Here is a 21434-nt window from a genome sequence, read left to right on the forward strand (position 1 = left end):
ATCAGGGCTTGGTCAGCAAGGCGTAGAAGAAGCCGTCCAGGGGCGGCTGGGCTTGCGAACCATTGTCAGCCAGGGGGAGCAGGTGGCCCGTGAACCCGGGCACGGCATGGGACTTCGCGTCAGCTTGGCGTTGCAAAAACGCGTCGAGCTGGGCCTGGCCCTCGGCGCGGAAGACCGAACAGGTGGCATAGACCAGCCGCCCGCCCGGCGCCAGCAGCGGCCACAGCGCATCCAGCAGCTCGGCCTGGATGCAGGCCAGCGCGGTGATGTCGTCGGGCCGGCGCAGCCAGCGTACGTCCGGGTGGCGGCGCACGATGCCGGAGGCGCTGCAGGGGGCGTCGAGCAGGATGGCGTCAAAGGGCTGGCCGTCCCACCACACGGCCGTCTGGCGGGCGTCGGCCGCCTTCAGCGTCGCCGTCTGCCGCAGGCGGTTGAGGTTGTCCTGCACGCGGGTCAGGCGCTGGGCGTCGGCGTCCAGCGCGGTGAGCTGCAGGTCGGGCTGCAGCTCCAGCAGATGGGCCGTCTTGCCGCCAGGGGCCGCGCAGGCGTCCAGCACGCGGGCGCCGGGTTTCAGGCCGGCACCGAGGACCAGCGGCGCAGCGAGCTGGGCGGCCGCGTCCTGCACGGAGACCAGGCCCTCGGCGAAGCCCGGCAGGGCCGACACCGGCACCGGCCTGTCCAGCACGACGGCCTGGGGCGTGGGGGCGCCGAGCGCGCGGGCACCGATGCCCACGGCCGCCAGGTGCTCGACGTACTCGGCCGCCGTGGTGCGCCGGGCATGCACGCGCAGCGTCATCGGCGGCGGGCGGTTGTTGGCGGCCAGCATGGCCTGCCATTGCGCCGGCCAATCCTGGCGCAGCTTCTCGATCCACCAGGGCGGGTGGTTGAAGGCGCCCTGCGGGTCACGCTGGGCCGCGGCCACCAGCGCCTCGCGCTCGCGCAGGAAGCGGCGCAGCACGGCGTTGATGAAGGCGGCGCTGGCCGGGGCACGCTGCTTGGCGGCGTTGACGGCCTGGTCGACGAGGGTGTGGTCGGTGTAGGCCGGGGGCTGGTCGGGGTCGGGCCAGAGCAGGGCCAGCGCGACGACGAGCAGCGCGTCGACGCGCGGCGGCGGCGCCTTGGGGGCGAGCTGTTTGCGGGCGGCCTCGGCCGCGCCCAGGCGGCGCAGCGCCGTGAAGGCCAGGGCCTGGGTGCCGGGGCGCAACTCGGCCGGCGTGCGGGCCAGCAGTTCGGTCAGGGACTTGCCCTCGCGCACGCCCTGGACCGCGTCGGCCGCCTGGGCCAGCAAGCGGTGCAGGGGCGCGGACTGGGGGCTTTGGGACATGGGGGCAGTGTAGGAGTGGCAACCGCAGCACAATCCGCCGCCATGAATGCACCCGCCTCTGACGCGCCTGTCTCCGAGCGCATCCGCTACCGCCTGGTGTCCGCAGGCTGCCGCCACCATGCCAACGACAACATCGCCGCCTTCATCGAGCCGGGCGAGCTGGACGCGCTGCAGGCCGAGGTGCAGACCAAGATGCAGGAGGTGCTGAAAAGCCTCGTCATCGACACGGACAGCGACCACAACACCCAGGAGACGGCCAAGCGCGTGGCCAAGATGTTCGTGCGCGAGGTGTTCGCCGGCCGCTATGCCGCGGCGCCGCCGGTCACCGAGTTCCCCAACTTCAGCCGCCTGAACGAGCTGATGATCGTGGGGCCGATCACCGTGCGCAGCGCCTGCTCCCACCACCTGTGCCCCATCATGGGCAAGGTCTGGATCGGCCTGCTGCCCAATGAACACTCCAACCTCATTGGTCTGTCCAAGTACGTGCGCCTGACCGACTGGGTCATGAGCCGCCCGCAGATCCAGGAAGAGGCCGTCACCATGCTGGCCAACGAGTTGCAAGAACGCGTGCAGCCCGACGGCCTGGCCCTGGTCATGGAGGCCGACCACTTCTGCATGCACTGGCGCGGCGTGAAGGACAGCGAGTCCAAGATGACCAACAGCGTCATGCGCGGCGCCTTCCTGAAGGACGCCAACCTGCGGCGCGAATTCCTTTCACTGATTGCCAGGGGCTGAACCATGCTCGTCCGCCTGATGTACGCCAGCCGCGCCACCGCGACGCCGGCCGACGCCGACCTCGCTGCCATCCTCAAGACCTCGCGGGAGCACAACCCGGCCGAGGGCATCACCGGCCTGCTGTGCTTCACGGACGGTGTGTTCGTGCAGGTGCTCGAAGGCGGCCGCGATGCAATCAACGCCCGCTACAAGCACATCGTGCAGGACGCCCGCCACCGCGACCTCATCCTGCTGGGCTACGAGGAGATCACCGAGCGCGCCTTCCCCGGCTGGACCATGGGCCAGGTCAATCTGCACCGCCTCAACCCGGCCCTGGTGCTGAAGTACTCCGAGGCCGGCAAGCTCGACCCCTACGCCATGAGCGGCGGCGCGATGGCCGCGCTGTTCAAGGAGATGTGCGCCTCGGGGGCGATTGCGGTCAGCTGATGGCACTCACAGCGAGCGCGCTTCCTTGAAACCGTAGAGATTCGCCAGCACCCGCGTCGGGAACTGGTTCAGCGCCTCGTTGTACTGCCCCACCGCCTGGTTGAAGACCTGGCGGGCGAAGGCGCGCTGGCGCTCGATGAGCTTGAGCTCGCTGACCAGCCCGTCGATCTCCGCCTCGCTGCGCAGCTCGGCCTGGTGGTCCAGCAGCGACAGCAGGCGCGTCAACGCTGCCGCGTGCAGGGCGCTGGCCACGGCCAGGCTGCCGACCGGATCGGGCGCCCAGGGCTTGCCGCGCGAGGCCAGGGTAGCCGCCTGCGACTCGGCCTGCGCGCTGGCCAGCGCGTCGAAGGTGGCCTGCTCGCTCGCCAGCCGTGGCGCCACGGCGGCCAGCAGCTTGTCGCAGACCTCGCTGCGGTCCTTCAAGTGGGCGTCCAGCTGCACATAGGCCTCGCCGATGGCATTGCGCAGCGCCATCAAGCGGTTGTAGGCGCCCACGCCCCAGAAGAACAGCAGCGCCGCCGCCGCGACGCCCACCCACTGCCACGCCGTCATGCGCCGGCCTTGTACTGCGAGAAGCCGCGTGCCCGCAGCTCGCAGGCCGGGCAGTGGCCGCAGCCATGCCCCCAGTCGTGCAGCTGGCCGCGCTCGCCGAGGTAGCAGGTGTGGGTGTCCTCGACGATCAGCCTCACCAGGGCTTCGCCGCCCAGGCCTTCGGCCAGCCGCCAGGTGGCGGCCTTGTCGATGAACATCAGCGGCGTCTCCAGCGTCATCGGCGCATCCAGCCCCAGGCTGAGCGCCACCTGCAGCACCTTCAGCGTGTTGTCGCGGCAATCCGGGTAGCCGGAGAAATCGGTCTCGCACATGCCGCCCACCAGCACGCTCGCGCCGCGCCGGTAGGCCAGCGTCGCGGCAAAGGTCAGGAACAGCAGGTTGCGGCCGGGCACAAAGGTGTTGGGCAGCCCCCCCGCCTGCAGCTCGATAGCGCGCTCGCTGGTGAGGGCCGTGTCGCTGATCTGGCCCAGCAGAGAGAGGTCCAGCAGGTGGTCGGCGCCCAGCTTGCCGGCCCAGCCCGGGAACTGCGCGGCGATCTTTGCGCGCACGGTATTGCGGCAGTCCAGCTCCACGCGGTGGCGCTGGCCGTAGTCGAAGGCCAGCGTCTCGACCTCGGCGTAACGATCCAGCGCCCAGGCCAGACAGGTGGTGGAGTCCTGGCCGCCGGAAAAAAGCACCAGCGCCTTGCGGTTGTCGATCATGGGCGGGATGCTACCTTTGCGGCCCGCGCCTGCCCTCTGCGCGCCTAGGGAGAAACGTCTTGAACCGAGCCTTGCTTGCCCTCGCCGCCCTGCCCGTCGCTGCCATGGCGCAGTCCCGCATCGACGAGGTGCTCGTCTACCCCGGTGGCGCGCAGGTCACTCGGCTGGCCACGGTGGCGGCCGGCGCGCGCGAGCTGGTGCTGAACTGCCTGAGCGCCCGCTTCGACCCCGACTCGCTGCAGATCGCCGCGCCGGAAGGCGTCAACCTCGGCCCCGTGCAGCTGGAAACCCTGTCGCGCGAGCGCACCCCCGAGTGCGCCCACGGCCCGCTGGACGACAGCATCCGCAAGCTGGAAGTGCAGCGCGACGGGCTGACGGCCGAGTCGAGCGCGCTCGACACCAGCCTGGGTTATCTCAAGGCGCTGGGCTCGGGCGAGGCGCGCAGCACGCCGGCCACCGGCATCGCCGCCACGGCCGACAGCATCCGCAAGACCGCCCAGGACGCGCTGCTGCGCCAGGCCCAGCTCAAGCGCCAGCTGGAAGAGCTGGACAAGCAGCTCGCGCCGCTGCAAGGCGAACGCGAGCGGCTGACCCAGGCCAACCCGCAATGGCGCAGCCTGCGCCTGCGGCTGTCCACGGCGCGCGAGGCCGAGCTGAAACTCAGCTACCGCGTCACGCAGGCCGGCTGGGCGCCGAGCTACCGCGCGCTGCTGGACACCGCCAGCGGCGCACTGGCCCTGGAGCGACTGGCCCAGGTGTCACAGCAGAGCGGCGAGGACTGGAAGAACGTGAAGCTGCGCCTGTCCACGGCCCAGGTGACGCCGCGTGTCGGCGTTGGCCAGCCGCCGCCGTGGCGGCTGGACCTGCAGCGCCCCCAGCCGCAGGCCGAAGGGCGCGTCTTGTACGCGCCCGCGCCGGCTGCGCCTGCGATGCTGGCGCAGAGCGTGGCCGTCACGGGCTCGCGCATGGCGGAGCCCGAGCTGGACCGCTTCGACCTGAGCGTGTTCCAGAGCGCCTACGCCACCGAGTTCGTGCTGCCGCTGCGCGTCACCATCGACAGCAGCACTCAGCGCGCCAGCCTGGCGCTGGGCAGCGAGAAGCTGCAGGCCAAGGTCATCGCCCGCGTACAGCCGCAGAGCGAGGCCGCGGCCTACCTCGTGGCTGACGTGGCCCGCCCCGCCGGCTCCTGGCCGCGCGGCACGATGCAACTGCTGCGCGACGGCGCGCTGGTGGGCAGCAGCATGCTCAACGTGGCCGGCAGCGAGGAAAGGCTGGAACTGCCCTTCGGCCGCGACGACGCGGTGCGCGTGCAGGTCGAGCCCGAGCAGCGCAACGCCGGCAACACCGGCTTCATCGGCACGCGGGCCGAGCACAAGTACTCACGTGCCTGGGTGGTGGAGAACCGCCACACGACCGGCTCGCTGACGCTGCAACTCCTTGAGGCCGCGCCGGTGTCCCAGCACGAGGACATCAAGGTCCAGACCCAGTTCAGCCCCGCGCCGACGACACAGGCCTGGCGCAAGCAGCCGGGGCTCATCCTCTGGGAGCAGCCGCTGGCCGCGAGCCAAAGCCAGCGCTTCACCGCCGAGTACCTGATCAGCGCACCGAAGGAAGCACAGGTAACGGGGCTGCGCTGACGCATCTGTTGGCTGTTCGGCAGTTCGGCTGTTCCCGCTGACCCCTTTGGAGGAGCCGAGCATCGCAGGGCGTCGAGGCGCGCGCGCAGCGCGCTTCGTCAACTGACTCCGCGCGGCTGTTTGAGCAGAGCGTAGCGGCGCGAGTTCCGCGCGGGCCTCGGCGCCCGAGAAGCGCAGGGGACCCGCAGCGAAGCGGAGGGCGACGGAGCAGGGGCGACTTTTTGCCTTCTTTCTGGGCGCTCAACAAGAAGGTCGCCCGCCGGGGCTGAGCCCGGCTGGGCCTCACGCAGAGGCCCGCCGCCGGATGAGCAAACATGCGGTGGGCGGGGGACTGGCAGGCGCCTGCGCGTTGCGATGCGGGATTCGTTGGGGTTCATTGCATTCACCCCAACCTACTGAGCTGAAAAGCCAAGGCTTCAGTCGGTCAGGGCTCAGCCCCTCACCTCACCCTGCCCCAACACCACCCACTTCATCGACGTCAGCCCCTCCAGCCCCACCGGCCCGCGCGCATGGAACTTGTCGGTGGAAATGCCGATCTCGGCCCCCAGCCCGTACTCGAACCCATCCGCAAACCGCGTGCTGGCATTGACCATCACGCTCGCCGAATCCACCTCCCGCAGGAAGCGCATCGCCGACACATGATTCGCCGTCAGGATCGCATCCGTGTGATGCGACCCATAGCGGTTGATGTGCGAGATCGCCTCGTCCAGCGAGTCCACAACCTTGATGCTGATGATGGGCGCCAGGTACTCGGTCGACCAATCCTCCTCGGCAGCCGCCACCGCGCCCGGCACCAGCGCCAGCGTGCGCAGGCAGCCGCGCATCTCCACGCCCTTGGCCTTGAAGACGGCCGCGATGCGCGGCAGAAAGGCCGGCGCCTGGGCGGCATGCACCAGCAGCGACTCGGTCGCGTTGCAGGGGCTGTACTTCTGCGTCTTGGCGTTGTCCACCACCTTCACGGCCAGATCCAGGTCCACCACCTCGTCCACGTAGCTGTGGCAGTTGCCGTCCAGGTGCTTGATGACGGGCACCTTGGCCTCGGCCGAGATGCGTTCGATCAGCCCCTTGCCGCCGCGCGGGATGATGACGTCCACCCACTGCGGCGACGAGATCAGCAGGCCCACGGCCGCACGGTCGGTCGTGTTGACGAGCTGCACGGCCGCGCGCGGCAGGCCGGCTTCTTCCAGCGACGCGGCGACCAGCTCGGCCAGCGCCAGATTCGAATGGATGGCCTCGGAGCCGCCGCGCAGGATGCAGGCGTTGCCGCTCTTGATGGCCAGCGACGCGGCCTCGATGGTCACGTTGGGGCGGCTCTCGTAGATCATGCCGAACACGCCCAGCGGCACGCGCATCTGGCCCACGCTGATGCCACTGGGGCGGCGCTTCACGCCCGTGATCTCGCCGATGGGGTCGGGCATGGCGGCGATCTGCTCGCAGCCCTCGGAAACGGTGGCCAGTGTCCTGGCGTCGAGCTTCAGGCGATCGCGCAGCGGGCCGCTCAGCTCGGCGGCGCCGGCCAGGTCGCGCGCATTGGCGTCGGCCAGCGCCGGGCCGGCTTCGCGCAGTCGGCGGGCCAGGGCCAGCAGCGCGGTGTTCTTGGCGGCCGTGGAGGCGGCGGCCATCTGCGTGGCGGCGGCGCGGGCGGCGCGGCCGAGGTCGTCCATGTAGGCGGTCAGGCTCATGCCGCCATTGTCCCAAACGGTCTGCGACCTAGAGCTTCGTAAGGTCGGGCCCGCCCTCCGCGCCGAACCAAGCCTTGCTCAATGCCTGGCGAGCGCTCTTCTCGGCCGCCGTGTCGCCGCGCTTGCGGTAGACCTCGGCCAGCCCGGCCAGCGCCCAGCCGTTGTTGCGCACGCGCACGAGCGAGTCGCGCAACGCCTTCTCGGCCTCGTCCAACCGCCCCTGGCGCAGGCGCACGGCGCCCAGGGATTGGCGTACCGGGTAGTACCAGTAGGCGGGCTCGGTGTAGGCCAGGCCCTCCTCGACGACGACGGCCTGCTCCAGCGCCGCAGCGGCGCCGGCGAGGTCGCCCTGGGCATCGGCCAGCCGTGCCGCGGCAACGAGGCGGGCCGTCTGCGTGATGGCCTGGGCCGGCACGCCCCAGGCGTCGAAGGGCTTGAAGTCGGCGGCCTTCTCCAGCGCCTCGATGGCGGCGATCTCCTGCCGGGCGGCGGCCAAGTCGCGGCGCTCGGCCTGGGCCAGCGCGCGGGCGTAGTGGTAGAAGACCTTGACCAGCACGAACTCGTCGGCCGGCGCGGGCAGCTTGAGGATAACCTCGGGCGGGCTGAACTGCGCATGCGTCGTGTAGGGCGCGGCCTTGACGGGCTGCATGACGGCGAAGGCGCGGACGACCTCGTCGGGCAGGGCCGCGTCGAGCTTGGCCGCGGCCTCGATGGCCGTCCTGCCGGCCCCGCCCATCTGCGCCGACACCATCAGGAAGTGGATGTTGTGGGGGTAGTAGGCCGAGCGGTAGGTGGGGTCGGACGGCGAGCGCTTGAAGTAGGCCTCGTCGACGGCAATAGCCAGGCGGTTGGCCTCCAGCGACTCGCGGTACAGGCCCACGCGGAAGTAGATGTGGGCCGGCATGTGCACGATGTGGCCGGCGCCGGGCATCTGCGCGGCCAGGCGGCGCGCGGGGGCCAGAGCGCGATCGGGCGTCGTGGAGGCCTCGACGGCGTGGATGTAGAGGTGGATGGCGCCAGGGTGGTTGGGGTTGCGCTTGAGCACGGTCTCCAGCGCGGCCAGGATGTCGGCCGTGCGGCCCTTGGGTCTGGCGCCGGCAGCCTCCCAGTAGTCCCAGGGCTGGGTGTCCATCGCGGCCTCGGCATGCAACGTCTGCATCAGGTCCTCGCCGGGGAACTGGGCGGCGGCGCGCTTCATCGCGTCGGCGTAGGCGGCGTCCAGCGGCGCGCGGTCGGCCGGCGGCTCGGCCTGGTAGCGGGCCTGCAGGGCCTCGATGAGCACGCGCTCGCGGACGGGCAGCTTGTCCTTCAAGACCACGGCGCGCTGCAGCGCGGCCCAGGCGGGCGCGTTGGCCTCCGGCGCCATCGGCACGTTGATGTTGGGGCCGAGGATCAGCGCCTCGCCCCAGAAGCACAGCGCGCAGCCGGGGTCGAGCTTCTGCGCGGCCTGGAAAGCGCGCTGGGCCTCGGCGTGATTGAACGCGAAGGACAGGCGCAGGCCCTGGTCGAAATAGGCTTGCACCTTCGGGCTCGCGTGGTCGAGCTTGAAGCTCATGCGGCCCAGGTCCTTGTAGACCGGCACGGCGCCCGGGGCAGCCTTCATCGGCGCGGGCTGGAAGGGAGCCGTCTCGGTCCTGGGCTGGGTGGCGGCGGCGGCCAGCAGGGCCTGCAGCAGCACGGGCCGGCCGGCCACCGCCGGGGTGCAGACGCCGCCGGGGCCGCTCAGCAGCGGGTCGAAGGCGGCGGCGGGGTCGGCGCTGCCGCCCAGGGCGACAAGGCCGACGGCGGCGAGCGCCTGCAGCAGGCGGGTGACGGAAGCGTGGTGCGGGTTCATGCAACCTCCTGGCCCGGCAGGGGCCAGCGGGCATGCTCGCACCGGCGCGACCGGCACGCAATCAGGGCTGGGGCTTGCCGTCCGCGTCGCGCAGTTCGGGCTTGCGGGCCACGGCCTCCAGCTGGGGCAGCACCTTGGCCTTGTCGCCCACGGCCACGACGATGAGCCGGGACGGGTCCAGATGCTCGCGGGCGGCCGCCAGCGCGCTGGCGGCCGTGACGGCACCGTACTGCCGCGGCAGGTCGGTGATGACGCTCAATGGCTGGCCCGCGGCCCAGTTGCCGGCATAGCCGCTCACGATGGCGACGTTGGTGTCGAACAGGCCGGGCAGAGACAGCAGCTGGGCGTTGCGCACGCGCTGCAGTTCGGCGGCGCCCATGGGCCTGGCGCGCATGCCCTCGATCTCCTTCCACATGTCGACCAGGGCCGCACCCGTCACGTCGGTACGCACGCTCCCGCGGATGCTGAACTGGCCGCTGCTGCGGCCCATGCTGTAGCCCGAGAAGATGCCGTAGGTGTAGCCCTTGACCTCGCGCAGCTGGTTGTTGATGCGCGACGTGAAGAGGCCGCCCAGGCCCGCGTTCATGACCTTGACCGAGGCCGCATCGGGCCGGCCGGCCACGGGGCCGGGCGCGACGACGGCCAGCGCCGTCTGCGGCGCGCCCGGCTTGTCGACCAGCACGGTGCGCGCAGCGACGGGCCGGGCCGGCGGCAGCGGCGCCTCGGGCGCTGCGGCGCCGGCGGGCTGCCAGGCGCCGAACAGCGGCTCGACAAGGGCGCGCAGCTCGGCCTCCGTCAGGTCGCCGGCCACGACGAGGGCCGCGCGCTCAGGGCGGTAGCGCGCCTGCCAGAAGCCGTGCAGCGCGGCCGCGTCGATGGCCTTCAGGCTGGCCTCGTCGCCGAGCGGGCCCGCGGCCAGCGGATGACCTTCGCCGTAGAGCACGCGGGCACCGACGTTGACGGCCAGCTGGTCGGCCTGCTCGCGCATCTGGGCCAGCGCGGCCAGCAGCTGGGCGCGCTTGCGCTCCACCTCGGGAGCGGCGAAGGCAGGGTGCTGCACCACGTCGGCCATCAGCGCCAGGCCCTCACGGGCGCCGGACTTCAGGCTCGAAAAGTCCACGCGGGCCTCCTCGGCACCGGCGTGGGCCTGCAGCGTCGCGCCGAGGCCGGCAAGGCTCTCGGCCACCTGCTGCGCGCTGCGCGTGGCCGTGCCCTCTGGCAGCATGGCCGCGACGAAGCTGGCCAGGCCGGCGCGGTCGGCGGGGTTGGCGGCCTGGCCGGCGCGCAGCACCAGGCTGGCGCTGACCAGCGGCAGGCCGGGCTTGGGCGAATGGATGACGGTCAGGCCGTTGGCGAGCGTGAAGCTCTGCGCGGCGGGCAGCGTCAGCGGCTTGGCCTTGGCGGCGGCGGGCGGCTTGCTGCGCCAGGTCTCGGCGGCGTTCAGCGATTCGCGCTCGCCCTTGGCGACACGGGTGGGTGCCGGGGGCGTGGGCACCTCGGCCGGCAGCACCTGCTCGCCGGGCAGCGCCTGCACGACGACGCGGCGGTCCTTCTGCATCCAGCGCGCGACGGTGGCGCTGACGGCGGCCGGCGTCGTGGCGGCGTAACGCGCCAGGTCCTGGCCGACAAAGCCGGGGTCGCCCGCCATCTGGTTGTAGTGGTTGACGAGGTCGGCCAGCGACGTGACCTTCTCCATGCGCTGCAGCAGTTGGGTCTGGATGGTGGCGCGGGCCTGGGCCAGCTCGGCGTCCGTGGGGGGCGTCGTCGCCAGCCGGGTGATCTCGGCATCGACGAGTTGCTCGATCTCGTCCAGCGAGGCGCCCGGCCGGGCCACGATCTCGATGTTGAACAGCGAACTCAGCGACTGCGAGTCCTGCGCCACCTGAACGCTCTGCGCGAGCTGCCGGTCGCGCACCAGCAGGCCGTAGAGCCGGCTGGCCTTGCCGCCGCCCAGCACATGGGCGGCCACGTCCAGCTCGGCGTCGCCGGCCGCGAACATGGAAGGCGTGTGCCAGGCCAGGTTGAGGCGGCTCAGCTCGATGCGGTCGGTAACGACGAGGCGGCGCTCCTTCGTGATCTCGGGCATGGCCACACGGACCTCGGGCACCTTGGCGCCGGCCTTCAAGGTGCCGAAGTACTTCTGCACCAGAGCCTTGGCCCGCCTGGGGTCGAAGTCGCCGGCCAGCACGAGCGTGGCGTTGTTGGGCCGGTAGTAGGTGCGCGCGAAGGCCTTCACGTCGGCCAGCTTGATGCTCTGGATGTCGGCATGCGAGCCGATGACGGCCGCGCGATAGGGGTGGCCCTCGGGGTACAGCGCCTGGTACATCGCCTCCTCGACGATGCCGTAGGGCCGGTTCTCGAAGCTCTGGCGGCGCTCGTTGCGCACGACGTCCTGCTGGTTGGCGAGGGCCACGGAGTCGACCTCGTCGATCATCCAGCCCAGCATGTCGGCCTTCAGCCACAGGCCCATGGCCAACTGGTTGGACGGAAGCGTGAAGAAGTAGTTGGTACGGTCGAAGTTGGTGGAGCCGTTGCTGTCGGTGCCGCCGGCGGCATCGACGAATTTGTCGAACTCGCCGCGCGGCACATGCCGGCTGCCGGCGAACATCAGGTGCTCGAAGAGGTGGGCGAAGCCCGTCTGCCCCTTGGCCTCGTTGCGCGGGCCGGCATGCACCCAGAGGTTGAAGGCCACCAGCGGCAGGCGGTGGTCTTCGACGAGGATGACCTCGAAGCCGTTGGCCAGCGTGAACTTCTCGTGGCGCACGGCCAGCCGGCCGGCCTCGGTGCTGACGGCAGGCGCGGCGGGGGCGCTCCAGGCGGGCAGCGAGAGGGCGCCGGCCAGGGCCAGCAGCGCGATGAGGCGGCGGGGAGCGGGTGCGTTCATGGGGGCAGGAGTCCTCGGAATCAATGCGGTGATTGGGCGATGCCGGCGCGCCCGGGCCAAGTGCCGGGAGTCACCATGGGGAAAGCCAGGCCAGCAGCGCCAGCCACAGCGGCGCCGTGGCGACGTAGAAGATGGTGGAAATGACGGTGGCCGCCGTGACCTCGGCCTCCAGCGCGCGGTAGCGCTGCGCGAAGATCAGCGCGTTGGAGCCGGTGGGCAGGGCCGCGATCATGACGATGACGGCCAGCGGCATGCCGTTCAGGCCCAGCAGCCAGTGGCCCACGGCGAGCACCACGGCCGGCATCAGCAGCAGCTTGGCTGCAATGAGCCCGGCCAGGCCATGCCAGGTGCGCGGCCAGCCGTAATAGGCCAGCGACATGCCGATCAGCGTCAGGCACAGCGGCACGACGGCCGTGCCCAGGCTCTGCAACGCCTCGTCGGCCACGGCGGGCAGGGCCAGCCCCGTCGCATTCCAGGCCAGGCCCGCCAGCACCGGCAGCACGACGGGGTGGATGACGGTGTTGCGCACCGTCTGCAGCAGCGTGCCGGCCAGGTTGCCGCTGCTGCGCTCGCGCGCCAGGTCCAGCTCGACGATGGCCGTCAGCAGCGTGAGGATGGACAGCGCATGCAGGCTCACCACCGCGATGTGGATGGCCAGGCCCTTCTCGCCGAACACGCCGGCCGCGACCGGCAGGCCCACCTGCAGCGTGTTGCCGAAGCCGGCCGTGATGGCCCGCACGCTGGGCGCGACGACGTTCTCGCCCGGTTGGCGGCGCCAGCGGTGCAGCCCGTAGAGCCCCGCGATCAGCAGCAGCGCCGGCACGAAGAAGGCCAGCAGGAAGGCCCAGGGCAGCGTGGCCGTGTCCAGCCGCGCCGTGGTGCGGAACAGCAGCGCCGGCACGAAGATGTAGAAGGCCGCGTTGGCCAGCACACGAGCCGGATCGCTGTCGCTGCCGGCCGCGCCGCCGCCCAGCCAGCGCATGCGGCCGACGGCCCAGCCGATCGCCACGGCGACCAGGATCGCCAGCAGCTTCGCTGCGATCGCCCAGGTCATCTACGCCACAGCAACGCGAAGTTCAAAGACGAAGCTGCTGCCCTGCCCCGCCGTGCTCTGCGCCAGGATCTGGCTGCCCATCAGCCGCACGAGCTGCTGGCTGATGGACAGCCCGAGGCCCGTGCCGCCGAGGTGGCGCGAGGCGTCCGACACCTGCTCGAAGGCCTGGAACAGGCGCGCCTGCTGGGCCGGCGTCATGCCGATGCCGGTGTCGGCCACCTCCAGGCGCAGGCGCACATGCGCACCGTGCTGCTCGACGACGCGGGCCGACAGCTGCACCATGCCGCTGTCGGTGAACTTGACCGCGTTGGACAGCAGGTTGAGCAGCACCTGGCGCAGGCGCTGGCCGTCCACCATGACGAGGTGGGGCAGGCGCGCATCGATGTCCAGCACGAAGGCCAGGCCCTTCTGCTCGGCCCGCAGGCGCACGCTGTCGCTGGCCATGTCGAGCAGGGCGCGCAGGTCCACCGCCGTGGGCTTGAGGCTGACCTTGCCGGCCTCGATGCTGGCCATGTCGAGCACGTCGTTGATGAGTTCCAGCAGATGCAGGCCCGAATCGCGCATCAGCTGCAGCTTGGCCTGCTGGCCGGGCGGGATGGCCGTGTCCATCTGCATGAGCTGCGTGAAGCCGAGGATGGCGTTCAGCGGCGTGCGGAACTCGTGGCTCATGGTGGCCAGGAAGCGGCCCTTGGCCTGATTGGCGGCTTCGGCGCGCAGCTTGGCTTCGCTGAGCTCGGCGGTGCGTTCGGTGACGAGCTCTTCGAGGTGGTCGCGGTGGCGGGTCAGCTCGGCCTCGGCCTGGCGGCGCAGCGAGATGTCACTGACCATGCCCTCGATGCGGCGCTGGCCACCCTCGCCTTCCACCCAGTGCGCATTCAGCTCCACCCACAGCGGGCGCCCCCCCGCGCCACGCAGCAGCAGCTGGGCCTGCTGGATCTTGCCCTGCTCGTTCATGACGGTGGCCACGCGGTGCAGTTCGGCGCGGGCGATACCGGTCAGCTCGCGCAGACGCCGGCCAACCGGGTTTTGCGTGCCCAGCCCCAGCATCTGCGTGAAGGCGCGGTTCATGCTCAGCACCTTGCCTCGGTCGTCGGCCTGGAAGATGCCTTCCGTCGCGTTCTCGAACAGGCTGCGGTAGCGCGCCTCGCTGGCGCGCAGGCCCTCGGAGCTGAGCTGCACCTGGTCGGCCGCGCTGCGCAGCTTCAGGCTCATGGCGTTGAAGCGCATCGTCAGCTCGCCGACCTCGTCGCCGCGCTCGACGGTCTCCTGGGCGCCCAGGTCGCCCTTGGCCACGCGCTGGGCCAGCGCGCCCAGCCTCAGCACGGGCCGGCGCACGAGGAAATGCACCAGCAGCGAGCTGGCGATGACGATGCCGGCGACGACGACCGCCAGCAACTGGACGACGAACACCCGCGTGCGGCGGATCTGCTCGTCGACGAGGTCGCGCGTGAAGACGAGGACAGCCGAGGCGACCTGCGTGCCGTCCGCATCAGCCGCCGGCTGGTAGGTGACGGCGAACTCGCGCCGCAGCGCACCGCTGGCGGGCCCGTCAGTCTGCGTACTGCGCTCGCGCCGCGCCTGGCCGCCGCGCAGGCCCAGGCCCTTGAGCTCGATGGCATGCACTTCGGGGTCGGCCATGACGGCGTCGAGCAGGTTCTCGATGGCGACGTGGTCGAGGTTCCAGATCGGCCCGGCGAAGCCGCGCTCGATGAGGCCGGCCATGCGCGCCTCGCGCTGGCGCAGGCCGGCCATCAGCTCGGCCTCCTCGTGCGTCGTCCAGTACCAGCCGACGGCCAGCACCAGCAGGCTCGCGACCAGCGCGATGCCGGCCGTCAGGCGCGTCTGGATGCCGATGCTGATCGGTGTCAACGCCATCCCCTGCTCTCCCCGTTAGGCCTGCTCAGGTCCAGGCAACGAGCATAAGTCCAGAGCACCGGATCAGCCCTTGGCCGCTGCCTTTTTCGCGGCGGCCTTCCTGGCCGGCGGGGCCTTGCCGGCGGGTTTTCCGGCCCTGGGCTCGAACTCGAAGACGACCTTGCCTTCCTTCTTGTCGTAAGCCAGGAAGGCCTTGAACTTGCGGCGCGTCTTGTTGGAGACGAAGTTCTCCAGCAGGTCGGTCTTGCCTTCGGCCAGCAGCTTCGCAGCCTGGGCCGGCTCGATGGGCTGGGTCAGGATGACCTTGCCGGTCTTGAAGTCGCAGGTGACGTGGGCACCGACCGAGTGCTCGCAGACATAGTTGGCGCCATGCTCGTAGACGTGGCCCTGGCACTTGGGACAGGCGCCCAGGCTCTGCTGGCCGCTGAAATCCACCGGCTCGCCGTCGTTCTCGGCCTTCTTGGCGTCCTCGCCGAAGTCGAACTCCAGCTTCCAGTTGGCGATCTCGTCGTCATAGACCAGCGCGAGTTCCGCCGTGAACGGCCAGCCGGCCTTGGAGCGGAAGCCTTCCAGCGGGCCGATCTTCTTGTTCGCCAGGAACTGCTCCACCTCGGCCAGCTCGAAGCTGCGGCCGCCCGGGATCTTGCCGATGGAGAAGCCGCAGGCGTCGTCGCCCGTGCCGCTCTTGCCGTTGCAGGTGAAGCGGCGGTAGTTCTCCTTCACGATGCCGCCGCACTTCGGGCAGGGCGTCTTCAGCGTCGCGTAGTCGCCGGGGATGGTGTCGCGGTCATAGCCCTTGGCCTTGGCGACCATCTTCTCGGTCATGGCCGCGATCTCGGCCATGAAGACCTCGCGCTTGAGGCGCCCCTTCTCCATCTCGGCGAGCTTGAACTCCCAGTCGCCGGTCAGCTCGGGGCGGGTCAGGTCTTCCACGTCCAGGCCGCGCAGCAGCGTCATCAGCTGGAAGGCCTTGGCCGTCGGGATCAGCTCGCGGCCCTCGCGCAGCATGTATTTCTCGCTGATCAGCCCTTCGATGGTGGCCGCGCGCGTGGCCGGCGTGCCCAGGCCCTTCTCGGCCATGGCCTCGCGCAGCTCGTCGTCGTCGATGAGCTTGCCGGCGCCTTCCATGGCGCTCAGCAGCGTGGCTTCGGTGTAGCGGGCCGGCGGCTTGGTCTGCAGGGCCTTCACGTCCACGCTCTCGGTGCGCACCACCTCATTGGGCTGCACCGGCACCAGGTTGGCGTCCTCATCGTCCACGTCCTTGCCGTAGACGGCCAGCCAGCCCGGCTTCACCAGCACCTTGCCGTTGGTCTGGAAGTGATGCTTGTCCAGCACCTTGGAGATGCGCGTCGTGACCAGGAACTCGGCCGGCGGGAAGAACACCGCCAGGAAGCGCTTGACGACCATGTCGTAGAGCTTGGCCTCCACCTCGGTCAGGCTCTTGGGCGCCTGCAGCGTGGGGATGATGGCGAAGTGGTCCGACACCTTGGCGTTGTCGAACACCTTCTTGGTGGGCTTGATGTAGCCCTCCTTCAGCGACTTGGCGGCGTGCTGACTCAGCGCGGCCAGCGGGCCGGGCAGGTCTTCGGTGGCCAGCATCTTGGCCGTGTCCTTGGCCACGGCCAGGTAGTCCTCGGGCAGGAAGCGCGAGTCCGTCCGCGGGTAGGTCAGCACCTTGTGCTTCTCGTACAGCGCCTGGGCGATGGACAGCGTCGTCTTGGCCGAGAAGCCGAAGCGCGAATTGGCCTCGCGCTGCAGCGTGGTCAGGTCGTAGAGGCCGCCGCAGCTGGTGGTGCTGGGCTTGCTCTCTTCCGTCACCGTGGCCGGCTTGCCCAGCACGGCCTTGGCAATCTCGTCGGCCTCTGCCTGCGTCCACAGGCGATCGGCGCGGCGTTCCGCGTCGTCGTTCTTCTTCCAGGCGGGGTCGAACCACTTGCCTTCGTACTGGCCGGCCTGCGCGTCGAAGTTGGCGCGCAGCTCCCAGTAGTCGCGGGCGACGTGCTTGCGGATCTTCTCTTCACGCTCCACGACGACCGACAGCGTCGGCGTCTGCACGCGCCCCACCGTGGTCAGGAAGAAGCCGCCGTCGCGCGAGTTGAAGGCCGTCATCGCCCGCGTGCCGTTGATGCCCACCAGCCAGTCGGCCTCGGAGCGGCAGCGCGCGGCATCGGCCAGCGGCAGCATCTGGGCATCGCTGCGCAGCTTCTCGAAGCCTTCGCGGATGGCCGCCGGCGTCATGGACTGCAGCCACAGGCGCTGGATGGGCTTGTTGAGCTTGCCCTTGGCGGGCTGGGCGTACTGCTCGATGAGGCGGAAGATCAGCTCGCCCTCGCGGCCCGCGTCGCAGGCGTTGATCAGCGCCGTCACGTCCTTGCGGCGGATCAGCTTGGAGAGCGCGTTGAGCCGGCCCTTGTTCTTGTCGATGGGGTTGAGATCGAAGTGCGGCGGGATCACCGGCAGGTTGGCGAAGCTCCACTTGCCGCGCTTGACGTCGAACTCCTCCGGCGCCGCGATCTCCACCAGATGGCCCACGGCCGAGCTGACGACGTAAGCGTCGTTCTCGAAGTGGTCGTCGTGCTTGTCGAACTTGCCCGCCACGGGGGTCAGCGCGCGGACGATGTCCTGCGCGACGGAGGGCTTCTCCGCAATGATCAGTGTCTTGCTCATCTCTCGGTTTCTCTTCGACTTCCCTCGGCAGGCCAACCCGATGCCCTGCCTACAATCCGGGCCTCGCGCGCATGCCCACGCACGCGCGCACCCATGAAATCACCGTACCACAGCGTTTGATGCCCACCAAAACCCCCCGCCGCAAGATCGAAGTCCGTGATTCCGGCGTGCACGGCCGGGGCGTCTATGCCACGGCGCCCATCGCCGCGGGCACGCGCATCATCGAGTACACCGGCGAGCGCATCGGCTGGGAGGAGGCCGTGCGGCGCCACCCGCACGATCCCGAACAGCCCAACCACACCTTCTACTTCCACATCGACGGCGGCCAGGTCATCGATGCGCTGCATGGCGGCAACGACGCGCGCTGGATCAACCACGCCTGCGAGCCCAACTGCGAAGCCGACGAGGTGGACGGACGCGTCTTCATCCAGGCCCTGCGCGACATCGAACCCGGCGAGGAGCTGTTCTACGACTACGGCCTGGTGCTGGACGAGCGCCACACGGCCAAGGTCAAGAAGCAGTTCGCCTGCTGGTGCGGCGCCGCCACCTGCCGCGGCACGATGCTGGCGCCCAAGACTCGACGTTCGGGGCGCTGACGCCATGGAGCGGCGCCATCTCGCGGAGTGCGGCTCGACCAACACCGAGGCGCTGGCCCATCTGCGCGACGGCGGCGGGCCGCTGCTGGTCTCGGCCTCGCGCCAGACGGCAGGACGCGGCCGACTGGGCCGGGCCTGGCAGAGTGACGCTGCCGGCGGGGAGGGGGCGCTGACCTTTTCCGTCGCCCTGCCGCTGCCGGCCGAGCTGGACCTGTCGGGCCTGTCGCTGGCCGTCGGCTGCACGGTGGCCGACGTGCTCGACCCGTCGGGCGAGCGCATCAGGCTGAAGTGGCCCAACGACCTCTTCCTGGACGGTGCCAAGCTGGGCGGCATCCTCATCGAGACGGCCCCCTTGCCGGCCGGGCAGCGCGGCGTCGTCATCGGCATCGGCATCAATCTGCATTCCCTGCCGGCCGGCGCCGACCGCAGCGCCTTCGCCAGCGGCCATGCGGCCCTGCAGACGCTGGACCCGACCGCCACCGCCGCCGCCACGCTGGACCGCCTGGCCCCCGCGTTGCGCGCCATGCTGGCCGATTTCGAGACGCTGGGCTTCGCGCCCTGGCAGGCCGCGTTCGCGCGCCGCGACCTCGCTTCGGGTCAGCGCGTGCGCGTCGGCGAGCAGGCCGGCGTGGCCCGCGGCGTGTCGGCGCGGGGCGAGCTGCTGCTGGAAACAGCCGCCGGCATCGCGCCCTGCAGCGGCGGCGAACTGAGCCTCAGACTGGAGACCGCTCTGTGATGCGCATCGTCGTGATCGTGCTGTTGGCCTTGAACGCCCTCTTCTTCGCCTGGTCGCGCGGCTGGCTGGACACCGTCACCGGACTGCCCGCCGAGGGGGGGCGCGAACCGCAGCGCCTGGCCGCCCAGCAGCATCCCGAGCGCATCCAGCCCCTGGCCGCCAGCGCCGCTGCGGCCCTGGCCCAGCGCAACTGCCTGGAGCTCGGCCCGCTGGAGGGCGACGCTGCGCTGGCGGCCGCCCAGGCCGCGCTGAAGACCCTCGGCGCCGAGGCCCAGGTGCGCAGCAGCGAGCAGCCGGGCGTGTGGGTGGTGGCGACCATCAGGCTCGCCGACCCCGAGTTCCGCGCCCGCAAGGAAGCCACCTACAAGCAACTCAGGCTGCCCTTCGAGCCGCTGGACGGCCTGCCCGCCGAGCAGCCCGCCTTCGTGCTGGGCAAGCATGCCAGCCAGGCCGAGGCGAACGCAGAGATCGCGGCCCTGGACAAGCGCGGCCTGAAGGGCCTGCGCGTGCTGGCGCTGAAGGCGCCGCTGACCCGCCACACCCTGGTCCTGCCCCAGGCCGACGGGCTGCTGGCGGGCAAGCTCAAGGCGAGCAAGGACGCGGCCCTGGCCGCCGGATTCAAGGCCTGCAGCGCCACGTCAGCGGCGCCGGCCTCAGCCGCGAGCAGCTGAACGCCGCAGCGCCAGGGCTGCCAGCAGCAGCGCGGCCAGCCAGGCCGCGCTGGCTGCACCGCCGCCGCCACCACCGCCGCTGGAGGGCGCCGGCGCAGTGGCGGGCGCAGCGGCGACGGTGAAGGTTGCCGTCTGGCTGTGCACGAAACCGTCGCTGTCGGTCACATCGGCCTGCACCGTGAAGCTGCCTGCCGCGCTGGGCACCAACGACACCGTCGCCGTAGCAGCACCACTGCTGAAGGCCGAGAGCGCCGTGCCGCCATCCAGCAGCGTCCAGTTCGTGGACACCGCCGACTTGCCGGTGGCGAGCCCGGCAATCGATGCCGTCAACGTGGCCGACTGCGTCGCCGTCAGGCTGGTCGCGGAAGGCGCGACGGCGACCGTGGCGTCGTTGAGCTTCTTGGCTGCCGCGACGGCCGCCGCAGCGTCCACCATGCCGGCGCCACAGGTATCGACAGTGCAGTAGCACTCGTCCTGGACGGCTGTGCTGCTCGGCGCCTTGCACTGCGGAGGATTGGGGTCGGCCGAGCTGCCGCCCCCCGTCGTGGGGAACGCTCGCGCCGTCTTGCGCAACGCGGCCGTCGCCTCCGCCGAGGTCAGACCCGGCCGCACCGAGGCCATCAGGCCCACGATGCCGCTGACGACGGGCGCAGAGAAGCTGGTGCCGACCGAGGCCGCGCTGCCGGTGTAGGCGCCGTCGGCGGCCACCGGCGTCGTCGTGCCGGAGTTGGTGGTGCTGATCATCGGATACAGGCAGGCCTGGCCGGCACCGACGTTGATGCAGTTGCCGCCCGGCGCGGCGATGGTCACCTCGGTGCCCAGGCTGGAGAAGCCGACCTTGGTGCCCACGTGGCGCAGTGCCGCCACGGTGACGACGCCGGGGCAGTTGCCCGGCAGGCCCACGGCCTGGCCCTCGGAGTTGCCGGCCGCGACGACGATGGTGGCGCCGGCCGCGTTGACCTGGGTGATGGCGTCGCGGTAGAGCGCGCCGGTGCCGCTGGTGCCGCAGCTGCCGCTACCCCCCAGGCTGAGGTTGAGCACCTTGGCCTTGCTGGCGTTGGCCGGCAGGCCCGGCACGGCGACGCCGGCTGCCCACTTCATGCCGGCGATGATGTCGCTGTCGTAGCCGCCGCATTTGCCCAGCACGCGCACGGGCATGATCTTCAGGCCCCAGCCCACGCCGGCCATGCCGACGCCGTTGTTGCTCAGCGCCCCGATGAGGCCCGACACGCGTGTGCCGTGCCAGGAGCTGTTGCCGATGTCGCTGCTGTCGCAGCCGCTGCCCAGGGTGCCGCCGTTGATGTCGGCCTGCGTGACCCAGTCGCCGGGGTCCGAGGGGTCGGCATCGGCGCCGCCGCCGTCGTTGGCGATGGCCGTGGAGGTGGCGCCCGGGCTGCCGAAGCCGATCATGTCGTAGCCGCTGACGAACTGGCCGGCCAGGTCGGGGTGGTCCATGCGCACGCCGGTGTCGAGCACGGCGACGATGGCCGTGGTCGCGCCCGTCGTCACATCCCAGGCCGCCGGCGCATTGATGCTGGAAACGACCTGGCCCGGCGTGCTGCTGGGCGCCTTCAGATACCACTGGTCGATCGTGCGGGCCTGGATGCCGCCGACGGTGGTCTCCGGGTTCACGTCCGCGCCGCCGAACAGGGGATCGTTGGGCAGCCTGGCGTGCTTGCGGCGCTGATCCACCGCCACCAGCTCGACCTCGCCGTCAGCCGCCAGCCGCCTGGCGAGCTGGGCGCCGGTCAGGCCCTTGGCGAAGACGACATGGGTGCGCTCGTCCAGGCTGATGCCGGCCGCGAGCCGGTGGCCGGTGCGCAGGCCCAGGGCGGTCGCACGCGTCTGCGCGATCTCGCGCGCCTCGCCGCGCGTGGCCCGCAGGCCCAAGGCCTTGGCGCGCACGCTGTCGGCCTGGGGCTTGAAGCGCACGATGACCCGCGCTTCGACCTCGGCCGACTGCGCCAGGGCGGGCAGGCAAGCCAGCGCGGCCAGGGTGGCGATCAGCAGCGGGCGCAAGGGCTTCATGTCGGCAGACTCATGCAGTGCAGGGGCGGCCA

The 21434-nt window shown here is 70.9% G+C and carries 16 protein-coding genes; 6 read left to right on the forward strand and 10 right to left on the reverse strand.

From position 1 onward, the window contains the following. Window position 1: 1 nt before the first annotated feature. Window positions 2-1324: a 16S rRNA (cytosine(967)-C(5))-methyltransferase RsmB gene (gene rsmB, locus AC07VX_RS03495; protein ID WP_493163098.1), complete on the reverse strand. Its 1323-nt coding sequence runs from the start codon at window positions 1322-1324 to the stop codon at window positions 2-4. A 42-nt stretch (window positions 1325-1366) separates the two neighbouring features. Here rsmB and folE point away from each other — a divergent pair, with 42 nt between their 5' ends. Together folE and AC07VX_RS03505 are read left to right on the forward strand one after the other, a co-directional pair. Further along, window positions 1367-2059 carry a GTP cyclohydrolase I gene (gene folE / locus AC07VX_RS03500; RefSeq protein ID WP_493163097.1) on the forward strand — a complete coding sequence of 231 codons (693 nt, stop codon included), beginning with the start codon at window positions 1367-1369 and terminating at the stop codon, window positions 2057-2059. A gap of 3 nt (window positions 2060-2062) precedes the next feature. Beyond that, a complete protein-coding gene (locus tag AC07VX_RS03505; RefSeq protein ID WP_493163096.1) occupies window positions 2063-2485 on the forward strand; it encodes a BLUF domain-containing protein in 423 nt (140 codons plus the stop codon). 6 nt (window positions 2486-2491) lie between these two features. Here the strand turns inward: AC07VX_RS03505 and AC07VX_RS03510 are convergent, their stop codons facing one another. Further along, entirely contained in the window at window positions 2492-3037 is a 546-nt protein-coding gene (locus AC07VX_RS03510) for a LemA family protein (RefSeq protein ID WP_493163095.1), read from the reverse strand. Continuing rightward, the gene (gene queC, locus AC07VX_RS03515) at window positions 3034-3738 is read right to left on the reverse strand and encodes a 7-cyano-7-deazaguanine synthase QueC (protein ID WP_493163094.1); all 705 of its coding nucleotides are present in this window, start codon (window positions 3736-3738) and stop codon (window positions 3034-3036) included. Before queC ends, AC07VX_RS03510 begins: the two co-directional genes overlap by 4 nt. A 59-nt stretch (window positions 3739-3797) precedes the next feature. Here queC and AC07VX_RS03520 point away from each other — a divergent pair, with 59 nt between their 5' ends. Next, entirely contained in the window at window positions 3798-5375 is a 1578-nt protein-coding gene (locus AC07VX_RS03520; RefSeq protein WP_493183860.1) for a DUF4139 domain-containing protein, read from the forward strand. A gap of 431 nt (window positions 5376-5806) precedes the next feature. Here AC07VX_RS03520 and AC07VX_RS03525 read toward each other — a convergent pair whose 3' ends face one another. From AC07VX_RS03525 to AC07VX_RS03550, 6 genes are all read right to left on the reverse strand, one after another. Further along, window positions 5807-7057, reverse strand: coding sequence for a glutamate-5-semialdehyde dehydrogenase (locus AC07VX_RS03525; RefSeq protein WP_493163092.1), 1251 nt, complete (start codon window positions 7055-7057; stop codon window positions 5807-5809). Window positions 7058-7085: 28 nt separating this feature from the next. Next, window positions 7086-8891: a tetratricopeptide repeat protein gene (locus AC07VX_RS03530; RefSeq protein ID WP_493163091.1), complete on the reverse strand. Its 1806-nt coding sequence runs from the start codon at window positions 8889-8891 to the stop codon at window positions 7086-7088. 61 nt (window positions 8892-8952) lie between these two features. Beyond that, entirely contained in the window at window positions 8953-11775 is a 2823-nt protein-coding gene (locus tag AC07VX_RS03535; RefSeq protein ID WP_493163090.1) for a M16 family metallopeptidase, read from the reverse strand. 70 nt (window positions 11776-11845) lie between these two features. After that, window positions 11846-12829: an AEC family transporter gene (locus AC07VX_RS03540; protein ID WP_493163089.1), complete on the reverse strand. Its 984-nt coding sequence runs from the start codon at window positions 12827-12829 to the stop codon at window positions 11846-11848. Then, window positions 12830-14704, reverse strand: coding sequence for an ATP-binding protein (locus AC07VX_RS03545; protein ID WP_493163088.1), 1875 nt, complete (start codon window positions 14702-14704; stop codon window positions 12830-12832). It lies immediately after the preceding gene. 63 nt (window positions 14705-14767) lie between these two features. Then, on the reverse strand, window positions 14768-17371 hold the full coding sequence (locus AC07VX_RS03550; protein ID WP_493163087.1) for a DNA topoisomerase III: 2604 nt from the start codon (window positions 17369-17371) through the stop codon (window positions 14768-14770). Window positions 17372-17490: 119 nt separating this feature from the next. On the opposite strand from AC07VX_RS03550, the gene AC07VX_RS03555 reads away from it, so the two are divergent. From AC07VX_RS03555 to AC07VX_RS03565, 3 genes are read left to right on the forward strand one after another with little or no spacing between them, the layout of a single operon-like run. Next, entirely contained in the window at window positions 17491-17967 is a 477-nt protein-coding gene (locus AC07VX_RS03555; protein WP_493163085.1) for an SET domain-containing protein, read from the forward strand. Between the two features lie 4 nt (window positions 17968-17971). Next, window positions 17972-18703, forward strand: a complete 732-nt coding sequence (locus AC07VX_RS03560) for a biotin--[acetyl-CoA-carboxylase] ligase (RefSeq protein ID WP_493163084.1) — start codon at window positions 17972-17974, stop codon at window positions 18701-18703. Continuing rightward, the gene (locus tag AC07VX_RS03565; protein ID WP_493163083.1) at window positions 18703-19374 is read left to right on the forward strand and encodes a hypothetical protein; all 672 of its coding nucleotides are present in this window, start codon (window positions 18703-18705) and stop codon (window positions 19372-19374) included. Before AC07VX_RS03560 ends, AC07VX_RS03565 begins: the two co-directional genes overlap by 1 nt. Here AC07VX_RS03565 and AC07VX_RS03570 read toward each other — a convergent pair. Further along, window positions 19357-21402: a S8 family serine peptidase gene (locus AC07VX_RS03570; protein ID WP_493163082.1), complete on the reverse strand. Its 2046-nt coding sequence runs from the start codon at window positions 21400-21402 to the stop codon at window positions 19357-19359. The two genes, AC07VX_RS03565 and AC07VX_RS03570, sit on opposite strands and share 18 nt — an antisense overlap. Window positions 21403-21434: the final 32 nt, after the last annotated feature.

The sequence above is a fragment of the Roseateles sp. GW821-FHT03B02 genome, assembly GCF_059421025.1.

Bases quoted from the DNA above. Each gene is read 5' to 3' on its own strand.
- AC07VX_RS03565 (WP_493163083.1), top strand. From the start codon at position 18,703: ATGCGCATCGTCGTGATCGTGCTGTTGGCCTTGAACGCCCTCTTCTTC.
- AC07VX_RS03555 (WP_493163085.1), top strand. From the start codon at position 17,491: ATGCCCACCAAAACCCCCCGCCGCAAGATCGAAGTCCGTGATTCCGGC.
- AC07VX_RS03535 (WP_493163090.1), bottom strand. From the start codon at position 11,775: ATGAACGCACCCGCTCCCCGCCGCCTCATCGCGCTGCTGGCCCTGGCC.
- folE (WP_493163097.1), top strand. From the start codon at position 1,367: ATGAATGCACCCGCCTCTGACGCGCCTGTCTCCGAGCGCATCCGCTAC.
- AC07VX_RS03560 (WP_493163084.1), top strand. From the start codon at position 17,972: ATGGAGCGGCGCCATCTCGCGGAGTGCGGCTCGACCAACACCGAGGCG.
- AC07VX_RS03545 (WP_493163088.1), bottom strand. From the start codon at position 14,704: ATGGCGTTGACACCGATCAGCATCGGCATCCAGACGCGCCTGACGGCC.
- AC07VX_RS03540 (WP_493163089.1), bottom strand. From the start codon at position 12,829: ATGACCTGGGCGATCGCAGCGAAGCTGCTGGCGATCCTGGTCGCCGTG.
- AC07VX_RS03525 (WP_493163092.1), bottom strand. From the start codon at position 7,057: ATGAGCCTGACCGCCTACATGGACGACCTCGGCCGCGCCGCCCGCGCC.
- AC07VX_RS03510 (WP_493163095.1), bottom strand. From the start codon at position 3,037: ATGACGGCGTGGCAGTGGGTGGGCGTCGCGGCGGCGGCGCTGCTGTTC.
- AC07VX_RS03550 (WP_493163087.1), bottom strand. From the start codon at position 17,371: ATGAGCAAGACACTGATCATTGCGGAGAAGCCCTCCGTCGCGCAGGAC.
- AC07VX_RS03530 (WP_493163091.1), bottom strand. From the start codon at position 8,891: ATGAACCCGCACCACGCTTCCGTCACCCGCCTGCTGCAGGCGCTCGCC.
- AC07VX_RS03570 (WP_493163082.1), bottom strand. From the start codon at position 21,402: ATGAAGCCCTTGCGCCCGCTGCTGATCGCCACCCTGGCCGCGCTGGCT.
- AC07VX_RS03505 (WP_493163096.1), top strand. From the start codon at position 2,063: ATGCTCGTCCGCCTGATGTACGCCAGCCGCGCCACCGCGACGCCGGCC.
- queC (WP_493163094.1), bottom strand. From the start codon at position 3,738: ATGATCGACAACCGCAAGGCGCTGGTGCTTTTTTCCGGCGGCCAGGAC.
- rsmB (WP_493163098.1), bottom strand. From the start codon at position 1,324: ATGTCCCAAAGCCCCCAGTCCGCGCCCCTGCACCGCTTGCTGGCCCAG.